The organism is Acetobacterium sp. (assembly GCF_030652775.1).
GTDB lineage: Bacteria > Bacillota > Clostridia > Eubacteriales > Eubacteriaceae > Acetobacterium.
The window spans coordinates 1-12692 of the sequence record NZ_JAUSPS010000080.1 but is presented as its reverse complement, the minus strand read 5'-3'; the positions used below and the strand labels follow the sequence as shown (position 1 = coordinate 12692).

Annotated in this window: 12 protein-coding genes; all 12 read right to left on the bottom strand. The window is 41.3% G+C overall.

The features are described from left to right. Positions 1–198: 198 nt before the first annotated feature. Entirely contained in the window at positions 199–1158 is a 960-nt protein-coding gene (gene queG / locus Q7J41_RS14950; RefSeq protein ID WP_304889237.1) for a tRNA epoxyqueuosine(34) reductase QueG, read from the bottom strand. Positions 1159–1223: 65 nt separating this feature from the next. After that, entirely contained in the window at positions 1224–1808 is a 585-nt protein-coding gene (gene yihA / locus Q7J41_RS14945; RefSeq protein ID WP_304889236.1) for a ribosome biogenesis GTP-binding protein YihA/YsxC, read from the bottom strand. A gap of 36 nt (positions 1809–1844) precedes the next feature. Continuing rightward, the gene (gene lon / locus Q7J41_RS14940; protein WP_304889235.1) at positions 1845–4229 is read right to left on the bottom strand and encodes an endopeptidase La; all 2385 of its coding nucleotides are present in this window, start codon (positions 4227–4229) and stop codon (positions 1845–1847) included. A gap of 171 nt (positions 4230–4400) precedes the next feature. Next, positions 4401–5672 (bottom strand): ATP-dependent Clp protease ATP-binding subunit ClpX, encoded by a 1272-nt coding sequence (gene clpX, locus Q7J41_RS14935; protein ID WP_304889234.1) that lies wholly within the window; start codon positions 5670–5672, stop codon positions 4401–4403. Positions 5673–5683: 11 nt separating this feature from the next. Further along, on the bottom strand, positions 5684–6301 hold the full coding sequence (gene clpP, locus Q7J41_RS14930) for an ATP-dependent Clp endopeptidase proteolytic subunit ClpP (protein ID WP_304889233.1): 618 nt from the start codon (positions 6299–6301) through the stop codon (positions 5684–5686). Between the two features lie 27 nt (positions 6302–6328). Beyond that, on the bottom strand, positions 6329–7627 hold the full coding sequence (tig, locus tag Q7J41_RS14925) for a trigger factor (RefSeq protein WP_304889232.1): 1299 nt from the start codon (positions 7625–7627) through the stop codon (positions 6329–6331). 183 nt (positions 7628–7810) lie between these two features. Then, a complete protein-coding gene (locus Q7J41_RS14920; RefSeq protein WP_304889231.1) occupies positions 7811–8518 on the bottom strand; it encodes an ABC transporter ATP-binding protein in 708 nt (235 codons plus the stop codon). Between the two features lie 10 nt (positions 8519–8528). Beyond that, complete coding sequence (locus Q7J41_RS14915) at positions 8529–9287, bottom strand: ABC transporter ATP-binding protein (protein ID WP_304889230.1); 759 nt, start codon at positions 9285–9287, stop codon at positions 8529–8531. Further along, positions 9284–10291: a branched-chain amino acid ABC transporter permease gene (locus tag Q7J41_RS14910; protein WP_304889229.1), complete on the bottom strand. Its 1008-nt coding sequence runs from the start codon at positions 10289–10291 to the stop codon at positions 9284–9286. Before Q7J41_RS14910 ends, Q7J41_RS14915 begins: the two co-directional genes overlap by 4 nt. A 3-nt stretch (positions 10292–10294) precedes the next feature. Beyond that, a complete protein-coding gene (locus Q7J41_RS14905) occupies positions 10295–11200 on the bottom strand; it encodes a branched-chain amino acid ABC transporter permease (protein ID WP_304889228.1) in 906 nt (301 codons plus the stop codon). A 74-nt stretch (positions 11201–11274) separates the two neighbouring features. After that, positions 11275–12420 carry an ABC transporter substrate-binding protein gene (locus Q7J41_RS14900; protein WP_304889227.1) on the bottom strand — a complete coding sequence of 382 codons (1146 nt, stop codon included), beginning with the start codon at positions 12418–12420 and terminating at the stop codon, positions 11275–11277. A 90-nt stretch (positions 12421–12510) separates the two neighbouring features. After that, positions 12511–12692 (bottom strand): endonuclease III (nth, locus tag Q7J41_RS14895; RefSeq protein WP_370651026.1); only part of this gene is annotated, 182 nt, incomplete at its 5' end.

Below are 12692 nucleotides of genomic sequence, written 5' to 3'. Positions count from 1 at the left end.
TTATTTTTGCGCTCTTTTTTCATCTTCTTCAACATTTTAATTGTTTTGTTGTTCCGTTTCCTTCCGACTTCACGAATTCTGTCTGGCTCTTACCACCGAATTTTCTGAGCTCCAAATCTTTTTCATTTCGCAATTACCTATAATTAAAATAAATATTAAAAGTTCTTTAACTTAATTATTATAGCATTTTATCTTCAATTAATCATGTCTTTTTTTATTTTTCCCGATTAATTGGGCATTACGGACAAGATTTTTTTTCCCTCGCCATCCACTTGCTGTGTTTCCATACCGTGTTTTGAAGCCCTTATTTGTCAGTGTCAAAATATCTTCCAGCGTTGGTGAGGCAGTGTCAGCGTCAATCCAGAAAGCTTCTTCCCTTGTTTGTTCAAGATGCTGATTATGGGGACACACTTTTTGACAGATATCGCATCCATAAAGATAGGTCGTAATCCGTTTTTCTTCGTCCGCGGAAAGAGATTTTTTTTGAGTCAGATATGAAATGCATTTTGACGGATCCAGGCTGAAGCCTTCTCCAAGTGCCTGATTGGGGCAGGCATCCAGACAGCGCCGGCATGTACCACAGCCATTTTCAACCAATTTGGGCGGTTCAAAGACAATGTAACAGTCCAACAGAATTTGTCCAATAAAGAAAAAGGAACCTAATTGACGATTAATCAGGCAGTTATTTTTACCAAAGAAACCCAAACCGGCCCGGTATGCTGACCCCCGGTCTACTAGCGGACTGTTATCAACAAAAACCTGGTATTGTATTGGTACCCTTCCCAAAGTTTTCATTTCGGCATTGACGGCTTCCATTAGCTCACTCATTTTTCGGCGCAGCACCCGATGATAATCTTCACCCCAGGTCACCGAAGCCAGTTGACCCCGAACCGGATCATCCACCACTGCCGCAAACGACTGATAATTGCTGACCCCTATAACAATACCAGCTTTGGCAGACGGAAACGCTCTGAGGTAATCAATTCTTTGCTCGGGTTCCCCATCCTCAAAACCGGTCGAAAATCCAGCCTGATGGCGCTTGATCAGATAGGGCAGACACTCCCTTAGCGGTTCCACCGAAAAGAAACCGATCAGATCAATTCCTGTTTGCTCAGCCAGCTTCCGAATTTGTTTTTCAGTCATATTTTCTTCAGCCATTTTTCCCTCTTTAGAATCACTACAGAACTGCAAAAAGCTTCCTGATTAAAGGAAGCCTTAGATTTTTATTCTAATACTTTTTCAATGTGTTCCCATACTTCTTCTTTTCCCAACTTTGTATCTGCAGAAAACAAAATCACTTCCCGAGAGCTTCTCAGATTCAACATTTTAGCAATGCGGTTAATCGACTTTTTCTGATTCGTCTTTGATATCTTATCTGCCTTAGTACCAATAATCATGGGGTTTAGACCATAGTGTACCAGCCATTCATACATCAGCAGATCATCTTCCGAAGGATCATGGCGGGAGTCAATGAGCTGGAAAATCATGACGACGTTATCCCGATTCCGCAGATATTTCTCAATCATCTTACCCCATTTTTCCCGTTCCGTTTTTGATGCTTTGGCATAGCCATATCCCGGCATATCGACAAAATGAAACAGATCATTGATCCGGTAGAAATTCATGGTTTGGGTTTTTCCCGGTTGCGAACTGGTACGTGCCAGACTCCGACGTTCAATTAGGGTGTTGACAAAGGTTGACTTACCGACATTTGAGCGCCCCAGCAATACTATTTCTGGCAGATTGTCATCCGGGTACTGAGCTTCCGCTACAGCACTGATGACAATCTCTGCTTTTGTTACTTTCATTAATATCTCCATTTCCTGAGAGTTTGGTCAATTACTCTATTGCAGCTGTTTAAAGACAATTTCGGTGACCTCGCTCATTTTTGAAACAGACTGAATATGTAAAGCCTCCAAAACTACAGTTGGAACATCTTCCAGGTCTTTTTCATTTTCTTTTGGTAAAATAATTTCTTTAATTCCGGCTCGATGGGCTGCCGTCAGTTTTTCTCGCAGCCCGCCGATCGGTAGTACCCTACCACTCAGGGTTATTTCCCCGGTCATTGCCAGATTTTGCGGAACCGGCTTATTGGTCAATGATGAAATCAGCGCCGTGGTAACAGTGATACCAGCCGAAGGTCCATCCTTGGGGACAGCTCCTTCTGGCACATGAAGATGAATGTCTTTTTTAGTATAGAAATCAGATTCAATTCCCAGCACGCTTGCCTGCGAACGAATATAACTGATGCCAGCCTTTATTGACTCTTTCATCACATCACCCAGCTGACCGGTAATTTCAATTTTCCCGGTGCCATCGACAACAATCACTTCAATTTGCAGGGTATCGCCCCCCACCGGTGTCCAGGCTAATCCATTAACCAGTCCCACTTCTTTTTTATCACCAACGGTATCAAAAGAGTAGCGGTGCTTGCCTAAGAATTTCCCCAGATTCTTCTGAGTAATGCTGATGCTTTTTTTCTTGTGCTCCACAATTTCTTTAGCGGCAACTCGGCAAATCTGGGCAATTTTTCGCTCCAGTTCCCTGACGCCAGACTCTCTGGTATAATACTCAATTGTATTTTTTATCACCGCTTCACTGAATTTGCAGGTTGATTTTTTCAATCCATGAATTTCTAACTGTTTTGGGATCAGATAGCGCCGGGCGATTTCGACCTTCTCACTTTCCACATAACCATTGACATCGATAATTTCCATTCGATCCAACAGTGGCCGAGGAATTGTTGATAAAGAATTGGCGGTTGTCAAAAACAATACCTGAGATAAGTCAAAAGGCAGTTCCAGATAATGATCGGTAAAGGTATTATTCTGTTCGGGATCCAAAACTTCCAAAAGCGCAGAAGCAGGATCGCCATTGAAATCCTGACCCAGTTTGTCTATTTCATCCAACAGGAAAAGCGGATTTCTGGTTCCGCATTTTTTAATGTTATAAATAATCCGTCCCGGAATGGCACCAATATAGGTTCGACGATGACCTCTTATCTCCGCTTCATCGCGCATCCCGCCCAATGACATCCGAACATATTTACGGTTTAATGCCCGGGCAATGGATTTTGCAATGGATGTTTTTCCGACCCCCGGTGGTCCCACCAGACAGATGATTGGCGATTTCAGGCTTTTGGAAAGCTGGAGCACTGAAATATATTCCAGAATCCGCTCTTTGACCTTTTTCAAGGCATAATGATCTTCATCCAATATTTTTCTGGCAATCGAAACATCAATGGTTTCTTCAGTCAGCGTATCCCAGGGAAGATCCAATATCCATTCGACATAGGTCTGGATTAATCCCGCTTCAGAAGAACCCTGAGGGACTTTATTCAGTCGGTTAAGTTCACCCAGAACCTTATCCCGAACCTCATCCGGTACATCCAGGGCAGCCAGACGCTCCCGATAAACTTCCAGTTCATTTTGAACATCACCTTCACCTAACTCGTTTTGAATTACTTTTATCTGCTCCCGCAGATAATATTCCCGTTGGTGTTTATACATTTCACTACGCACTTTTTCGTCGATATTGTGTTCGATTTTGATCATTTCCACTTCTTCGACTAAAATTTCGTAGGTAAGCACCAACCGTTTATTGACATCTGTTTCCTGGATCAGCCGTTGACTGTCTTCCAGATCGAGGAATAAATTAGCGCCAATAATGTCGATCAGCTGATCGGGATCATCCAACGAATTCATCGCCAGAATCAGATCGGTGGCAACTTTTCTGGTAACATTCATATAATTTGCAAATGATTCCCGAATCATTTTTTGTAAAGTACGATTTTCTTTTGTGTCAAAATAGACGGATCGTACTGGTCGAGACGTTACTAGAAAATAAGGATCGAGGCTTTCAAATTCAACGATCTCCCGTCTTTCCTGAACTTCAACCAGAACTCTGACGAGATTATCTGGCATTTTCAGTAATTGCTTAACTTTAACTCGACACCCAATATTATAAAAGTCATCCGGATTGATGTCTTCTTTAATGACTTCTTTTTGAGTGACCAAAAACGCCATTTGATCTCGCTCCATTGCTGCTTCCAACGCTTTAACAGATTTTTCACGACCGACATCAAAATGAACCACCATGCCAGGAAAAACACTCATTCCACGTAGCGGTATTAATGGTAAGGTTTCTTTTTCCTGGACAAATAATTCTGGTTCAGTTATTCCCAAATGGTCAGTACTTTCTTCTGGAATTTCTTTTTTTTCGATACTCAAATCAATCAACTCCTTACCCCTCTTATTAAGAATGGTACTCTCTCTATTTTTGTATTTTTGCCTACGCCTGTTATATACCCAAACTTTTAAAAAAAAGCCGCACAAAATTTCAAATACACGGTATAAAATACCAAAGAGTAGTTGGTCTTTTGAACGGCCATATAAAAAAATCTAAGATACTACATCATTTTTTTCACTTTTACTATCATTTTTTTGACCCAAAATCATAATTGGTTCAACTTGTTTCTCTACGACTTCTTTGGTAATAATCACTTTTTCGATGTTCTCATTTGAAGGGACTTCAAACATAATATCAAGCATGATATTTTCGATGATCCCTCTGAGACCTCTGGCACCAGTTTTCGTATCCATCGCTTTTTTTGCAATCGCCACGAGAGCATCTTGATGGAATTCCAACTCGACCCCTTCGATTCGGAACATTTTTATATATTGTTTTACCAATGCGTTTCGCGGTTCTGTCAGTATTTGAATCAGTGATTCTTCATCCAGATGTTCGAGTGAAGCAATCACAGGAATTCGTCCGATAAACTCTGGAATCAGACCATATTTCAATAGATCCTGGGGCGTAACCAAGCTCAGGTTGTCCTCTTCAATTTTTTCTTTAGAGCTGCGAATATCAGCTCCAAATCCCATTGAACTTTTTTCCGTTCGCTGTTCAATCACCTTATCCATCCCGTCAAATGCTCCGCCGCAAATGAATAAAATATTATTGGTGTTAATCTGGATGAAATCCTGATGGGGATGTTTACGTCCACCCTGGGGCGGAACATTAGCCACCGTACCTTCGAGAATTTTTAAAAGGGCTTGTTGAACGCCTTCACCGCTGACATCCCGGGTGATCGATGGATTGTCACCTTTTCTGGCGATTTTATCAATCTCATCAATGTAGATGATGCCTTTTTCGGCCTTGGCAACGTCAAAATTAGCTGCTTGCAGAAGCTTTAACAGAATGTTCTCGACATCTTCACCGACATAGCCGGCTTCAGTTAATGAGGTCGCATCGGCAATCGCAAAAGGAACATTTAATACCCGAGCCAGCGTTTGCGCCAGTAGGGTTTTGCCAGAACCTGTTGGTCCAATTAACAGGATGTTGCTTTTCTGTAATTCGACTTCGGCATCATTTTCATCCATCGCCGTGATCCGCTTGTAATGATTATAAACTGCCACCGCCAACGCCCGCTTGGCGCGATTTTGAGCAATTACATATTCACTTAGTTTTTGTTTGATTTCTTTGGGTTTGGGAACATCATCAAAGACGATATCGTCTGGCATGGTGTCCACATCCATGATTTCTTCGCAGAGCTCAATACATTCATTGCAAATATAAACGCCTGGCCCTGCGACCATCCGTTTTACCTGAGATTGGCTTTTACCACAAAAGGAACATCGAGCATTTTCGATGCTGTCTTCATTTCTCGCCATTTTTAAGCCTCCTATCTCGACACAATGATCTCATCAATCAATCCGTAGGCCTTCGCTTCGTCAGGATCCATAAAATTATCGCGATCAGTATCTTTAGCAATAGTTTCCAGGGGTTGACCTGTCCGCTCGCTAAGTATTAAATTTAAATTTTCTCGTGTTTTGATCAGTCGCTTTGCATAAATTTCCACATCAGTACTTTGACCCTGGGCGCCTCCTAGTGGCTGATGGATCATAATTTCACTGTTGGGCAGCGAAAAGCGTTTTCCCTTTTCTCCCGCTGCCAATAAGAACGCTCCCATCGATGCCGCCATGCCCACACAAATTGTAGACACGTCACAACGGATATAGTTCATGGTGTCATAGATGGCAAGTCCAGCAGTGACAGATCCACCGGGACTATTGATGTAAATCTGAATATCTTTTTCAGCATTATCTGCTTCTAAGAAAATCAATTGTCCGACAATCAGTGAAGAAAGATTCTCATTTATTTCGCCATTTAAAAAGATGATTCGTTCTTTCAACAACCTTGAAAACAGATCATATGATCGTTCTCCCCGGCCGGTCTGTTCAACGACCATCGGTACCAGATTGTTGGAAATTAACGATTGTGATGTTTTACTTGTTAGCATGAATACACTTTCCTGCTTTCTTATTTATTACTCAGAAATTTTAGTAGTGGCCGCATCTACCAGCATTTCCACGGTCTTTCTTCTGATAATGTTTGCTTTGATATAGTCTAGCATTCTTTCCTGAAGACCTTTTTTATATTCGTCAAAATCGTGACCATAGGCATCAGCAAATACTTTAATTTCTTCGTCTACTTCTTCTTCAGTTGCTTCTAAAGCTTCCATTTCACCGATTTGTGAAAGGATTAATTCGGTTTTAATATTTCTTTCGGCATCCTCTTTCAGATTGTCTCTGAACTCATCGCGATTGACGTTGGTAAATTTAAAATAGTCATCTAAAGAGATTCCCTGTTGTTTCATTTGAGATTCGAAGTTTTGCAAATTATTATCGACTTCTTCTTCAATCATTAAATAAGGCACATCGATTTCGGCATTTTCTACGGCATAATTAACAGCCGCAATTTCTGCTGCTTTTCTCAGTTCAGCCGTTTTAGCAGTTTTTAATCGTGCTTCAACATCTGCTTTCAGTTCATCTAATGTATCGAATTCACTGGTATCTTTGGCAAAATCGTCATCCAATTCCGGCAATTCTTTTTCTTTGATTCCCTTAACTGCTACTTTAAACACCACCGCTTGACCTTTTAGGTTTTCGGCATGGTATTCGTCCGGGAAGGTTACATTAACGGTGGTTTCTTCACCGATTTTGGCACCGATTAATTGCTCTTCGAAGCCTGGAATAAAGCTTCCGCTGCCGATAACCAGATCATGATCAGTATCTTTTCCACCAATAAAAGGCTCATCATTTAAGAATCCTTCATAATCAATGGTAACGGTGGCGCCGTCTTTTACTTCGCCTGTTTCTAAAGTAACCAGTCGGGCATTTTGATCCTGCATTTTGCCCAGATCTTCGGTAATCTCTTCATCTGTGATCACAGCTTCTAAAGAATCAACTTCAGCGCCTTTGTATTCGCCCAGTTTAATTTCAGGTTTAACCCCAACCTTGACAATAAAGGTAGCACCCTCTTCTTCACTGATCTTTTCAATGTTATCAAGATCAGGTCGGGTTACCGGTTTAATCTCGGTTTCTTCCAATGCACTTGTATAAGCGGGTGCAAAGGCAAAGTCAATGGCATCCTCCATAAAAACATTTTTCCCGTAGTAGGATTCAATTACGTGTTTTGGCACTTTTCCTTTTCTGAAGCCAGGAACCGAAAAACGTTTCTTATTTTTATCATAGGACTTTTTAACAGCCTGTGAGTATTCCTCCGGACTAATTTCAATTTTTAAGGTTGCGATATTTTTTTCAATACTTTCTACTGTAGCACTCATGTTATCCTCCGTATCTTTCACTATAAATTATATTCACATTCAATTTTAACAGTATATCATAGGTATATTTTCATATCAAGGATGAAAATTAAGGTGTTTAAGAAAGTTTTGGGTGTTATGCAGTCAAATTTAGCAAAGATGAAGCGTCCCATTAAAAAACTGCCTCTGTTGAGACAGTTTTTTTCAATCAGCCCCCAAATAGGCTTGCTGGACTTCCGGGTTTACAAGCAAATCTCTGGCGTTACCGGATAGTTTGATATATCCAGTTTCCAGAACATAGGCACGATTGGCAATATGCAAAGCTTTGTTCGCATTTTGTTCCACCAGCAATACAGTGGTTCCAGCATCGTTAACTGTTTGGATCATGTTAAAAATCTCATCAACTAGCAGCGGCGCCAGTCCCATTGATGGCTCATCCAGAAGAATCAGTTTGGGTCGTGTCATTAAAGCCCGACCCATGGCCAGCATTTGTTGCTCACCACCGCTCAAGGTTCCGGCTATTTGTTTGATTCGTTCTTTAAGCCGCGGGAAATTTAGAAATATCTTTTCCATATCTTCCTGGATCTGATCCTTATCTTTTCTGATATAGGCTCCCATCTGCAGGTTTTCAAAAACTGTCATTTCAGCAAAAATACGCCGACCCTCCGGAACATGGGCGATTCCTAAAACCGGAATCTGATGAGCCGGTACCTTATTAAGATTTTCGCCCTCAAAGGTTATCATCCCTTCACTGGGCTTTAGTAACCCTGAAATGGTCTGGAGAATGGTGGTTTTACCGGCACCGTTGGCCCCGATGAGGGTAACAATCTCACCCTCATTCACCTCAAAGCTAATTCCCTTGATGGCATGAATTTTTCCGTAATGTACATTCAAATCTTTTACTTTAAGCATATGCGGCCTCCTAATCTCCTAAATAAGCACGAATAACATCAGAGTTGTTCTTGATTTCATCCGGAGTGCCTTCTGCGATCGTTTTACCATAATCCACAACAATAATCCGTTCACAAATTCCCATAACCAATTTCATATCATGTTCAATAAGCAAAACGGTAATATCAAATTTATTCCTGATAAAGTGAATGGTTTCCATCAGTTCGGCCGTTTCATTGGGATTCATTCCCGCCGCTGGTTCATCCAACATCAGTACTTTAGGATCTGAAGCCAGTGCTCTGGCAATTTCCAGTTTTCGCTGCTGACCATAGGGCAAGTTTTTTGCCAGTGTGTCAGCATACTCTCCCATATCAAAGATATCCAGAAGTTTCATACATTCTTCCTGAGCCTTCTTTTCTTCATCCCAGTATTTTTTTGTTCTGAACATCCCCTGTATCATGTTATAGTCGATGAAATTATGGTAGGCTATTTTTACATTTTCAAGCGCTGTCAGATCTTTAAACAAGCGGATATTCTGGAAGGTTCGGCTCGCACCCAGTTTGACGATTTCATGAGGTGTTTTTTTAATGATACTTTGATCATTGAGCATGATCTCACCCATGGTTGGCACATAAACCCCGGTGAGCATATTGAAAATCGTTGTTTTTCCGGCGCCATTGGGTCCGATTAAACCGACTAGTTCGTTGGCACTTAATTCAAGATTAAACTGATCAACAGCTGTTAAACCACCAAATTGCATGGTGATGTTTTTTGCTGACAAAACGGTCATGATGCTTCACCTCCACCAATGGATTTTTTAACATTTTTACGTTGGATCAGTGATTCAATGAAGGCTGTCAGTGAGAATTCGGTTCGTCCAAAAATTCCCTGAGGCCGGAAAATCATCATTATAATCAGTACCAGCGAATAGACCAGTAACCGATACTCAGCAAAACTACGGAGCATTTCCGGCAGTACCGTCAGTACAATGGCTGAAATGATCGATCCGGTTATGCTTCCCAGCCCACCTAATACAACAATAACGAACATTTCAATTGAGAACATGAAACCAAACTTACTGGGCTCCAGAAATGATTGGTAGTGGGCATACAAAGCACCGCCAACACCAGCAAAAAAAGCTGCCAGCGAAAACGCCAATACCTTGTATTGCGTGGTTGGGATCCCCGCCGCTTCCGCCGCAATCTCATCTTCTCTAATCGAAATAATTGCCCGTCCCTGTTTAGAACGTCCCAAGGTGAAAATCAGAAAAGCGACGATAATTGTGACCCAATATACATTGTGAAAATTAACCAGTCGAGTAATTCCTTTTAGCCCTGCGGCTCCACCAGTTGGTCCGAAATTAATAAAAAAGATCCGAATAATTTCCGAAAATCCAATGGTAACAATCCCTAAATAGTCACCTCGAAGTCGCAATGTTGGTGTTCCGATGAGAAATCCAAAAATGCCGGCAACAATACCACCAACAATCATCGCCAGAATAAGAATGACCAACTGGGGCAATGGCAATCCGCTATCAATCAGAGCCATTGAAAAACTGGCTGATGCATAAGCACCAATGGCCATAAAACCGGCATGTCCTAAAGCCATCTCGCCCAAGAATCCAGCGACTATATTTAAACTCATGGCCATGATAATCATAATACAGGTCATGATTGCAATTCCGACAAAATAGTTGTTCATGGTTTTTGTCTGGATTAACACAAAGAATACCAGATAGAGCGCAACAACGGCAATTGTATTGATTAAATATGCTTTTTTCTTAATATGATCCATTGTCTATACCTTCTCTCTCGTATTTTTACCAAGAATACCAGTTGGTTTGAAAAGAAGAACAATGATCAAAATTGCAAAAACAATAGCATCAGCCCAAGTTGTGGAAAGATACGCTTTTGTCATTGTTTCAACCATTCCGATGATAAATCCGCCAAGCATCGCCCCAGGGATGATCCCGATACCGCCTAAAACAGCTGCAATAAAAGCTTTGAGTCCCGGCATAACGCCCATCGTCGGGTAAACCTGAATATATGCGACACTGTAAAGAACCCCTCCCAATGCGCCCAGAGCTGAACCCACAGCAAAGGTAAGTGAAATAGTTCGATTAACATTAATACCCATCAGAATCGCAGCATCCTTGTCTTCTGATACGGCACGCATGGCACGACCCTGCTTTGTTTTGCGGATATAAAGATCCAGTAAAACCATAAAAAACAATGACAAACCTATGGTAATCAGAGTGGTTGAGCTGATTTCGATTTCACCTAATTTATAAATGGTTTCTGGAAATATTTTTGGCATCACCTTCGGATCCGGCTTGAAAATAATCAGTGCCAGATTCTGTAAAAACAAACTCACCCCAATGGCAGTAATCAGAGCTGATAACCTGGGCGCATTTCTCAGTGGTCGATAAGCCACAAATTCGATAGCTACACCTATAATGGCCATAATGACCATTGATGATAACAGTACCGCCCAAACTGGTAGATGAAAACTGGTGGCAGCAATGAATGCAAAATAAGCACCGAACATCATGATTTCACCATGGGCAAAGTTGATAAGTTTAATAATGCCATATACCATGGTATAACCGATTGCGATGAGCGCATAGATACTCCCTACGTTAAGCCCGTTGATCAGCTGTTGCAGAAATAAATTCACGATGTATCCTCCTTTATAGAATAACATAAAATGGATATAGAAGAGATTACCCTCTCCTATATCCCTTGTACTTTTTTTAAAATATTGTAACTGACTAAATGCTATTTATTAACAACTGTGGAATCGAATTTTAATTGTCCGCCATCAATTTTAATAATAGTAACTTCTTTGTCTTTGGGATTTCCTTCTTCATCAAACTTCAAGGTTCCGGTAACCCCTGCGTGATCAGTCGCCTTTAAAGCTGTGATGATGTCTGCTGAGTCAGTTGATCCAGCTGCTGTAATCGCTTCAACCATCGCATAAACGGCATCGTAACCTAAAGCTGCAAAAGAGTTTGGCACTTTATCATACTCTTTTTTGTAGGCAGTAATAAAGTTCTGAACTGTTTCTGATGGTGAATCGGCGGCATAATGATTGGTGAAGTAATTTCCCTGAGCGGCATCAGCATATTCTTCCTGAACGCCATCCCAACCATCGGCACCGACAAATTTTGCGGTAATGCCCATTTCTTTGGCTTTTTGAAGAATTGGGCCAACAGTTTGAACATAGTCTGGAACAAACACGACATCAGGATTCATTTCCTTGATCTTAGTTAATTGGGCACTGAAATCTTTATCCGCAGTACCATAAGATTCGCTGCCAGCGATTGTCCCACCTTTGGCTGTAAATGCGGCTTTAAATGCTTCAGATACGCCTTCTGAGTATGGATTACCAGTTCCGATTAATAAAGCAGCTGTTTTTGCGCCTAAGGTGGTAGCAGCAAAGTTAGCTGCGGCCTGTCCCTGATAGTCATCCAGGAAGCATGCTCTAAATACATTTGGAGCGGCCTGGGTTACTTCAACTGCTGTTGCGGTTGGCGACAATACTGGCATATTATCTTGAACCATGATGTCTTTCATTGCTAAGGTTTCACCACTTAAGGTTCCACCAATTACTGCAACAACACCATCCTGGTCTCTTAAGCGATTATAGGCATTGATCGCTTCGGTTTGATCCGCTTTTGAATCATAAGCAACCAATTCGATATTTTTTCCATCAATACCACCGGCAGCATTAATTTCAGCTACGGCTAATTGTGCACCTTCTTCTGCTGAGCTTCCATAAATAGCAGCATCGCCAGTCATTGGCCCAATAAAGCCAAGCTTAACAACATCTGCACTTCCGCCGGATGTTGAGCATCCTGCAAATGCAAAAATAGAAGCGGTGAACATAACTACGAGTAAAACACTAACAACTCTTTTCTTCATTTCTTTTCCTCCTTTTTCATTTCAATGATTATTTATAGTGATTATCATAAACCATTCTTAAGAAAAACACAAGAAATAATTGCTTTGAACCTATGCTTCTTTAAAATTTTGACTACCAAAAACGCAGAGACTGCGAAGCATACACCCGCCGCAATTGGGATTTCTTGCCGTACAGCATTTTCGTCCGTGCCAGATCAGCCAATGATGCGCCTGGGACCATTTATTTTGAGGAATAATATTCATTAACTCTTTTTCAACTTCCAGAACCGTTT

Bases quoted from the DNA above. Each gene is read 5' to 3' on its own strand.
- queG (WP_304889237.1), bottom strand. From the start codon at position 1,158: ATGGCTGAAGAAAATATGACTGAAAAACAAATTCGGAAGCTGGCTGAG.
- clpX (WP_304889234.1), bottom strand. From the start codon at position 5,672: ATGGCGAGAAATGAAGACAGCATCGAAAATGCTCGATGTTCCTTTTGT.
- yihA (WP_304889236.1), bottom strand. From the start codon at position 1,808: ATGAAAGTAACAAAAGCAGAGATTGTCATCAGTGCTGTAGCGGAAGCT.
- tig (WP_304889232.1), bottom strand. From the start codon at position 7,627: ATGAGTGCTACAGTAGAAAGTATTGAAAAAAATATCGCAACCTTAAAA.
- Q7J41_RS14915 (WP_304889230.1), bottom strand. From the start codon at position 9,287: ATGACCGTTTTGTCAGCAAAAAACATCACCATGCAATTTGGTGGTTTA.
- Q7J41_RS14900 (WP_304889227.1), bottom strand. From the start codon at position 12,420: ATGAAGAAAAGAGTTGTTAGTGTTTTACTCGTAGTTATGTTCACCGCT.
- clpP (WP_304889233.1), bottom strand. From the start codon at position 6,301: ATGCTAACAAGTAAAACATCACAATCGTTAATTTCCAACAATCTGGTA.
- Q7J41_RS14905 (WP_304889228.1), bottom strand. From the start codon at position 11,200: ATGTTATTCTATAAAGGAGGATACATCGTGAATTTATTTCTGCAACAG.
- Q7J41_RS14920 (WP_304889231.1), bottom strand. From the start codon at position 8,518: ATGCTTAAAGTAAAAGATTTGAATGTACATTACGGAAAAATTCATGCC.
- Q7J41_RS14910 (WP_304889229.1), bottom strand. From the start codon at position 10,291: ATGGATCATATTAAGAAAAAAGCATATTTAATCAATACAATTGCCGTT.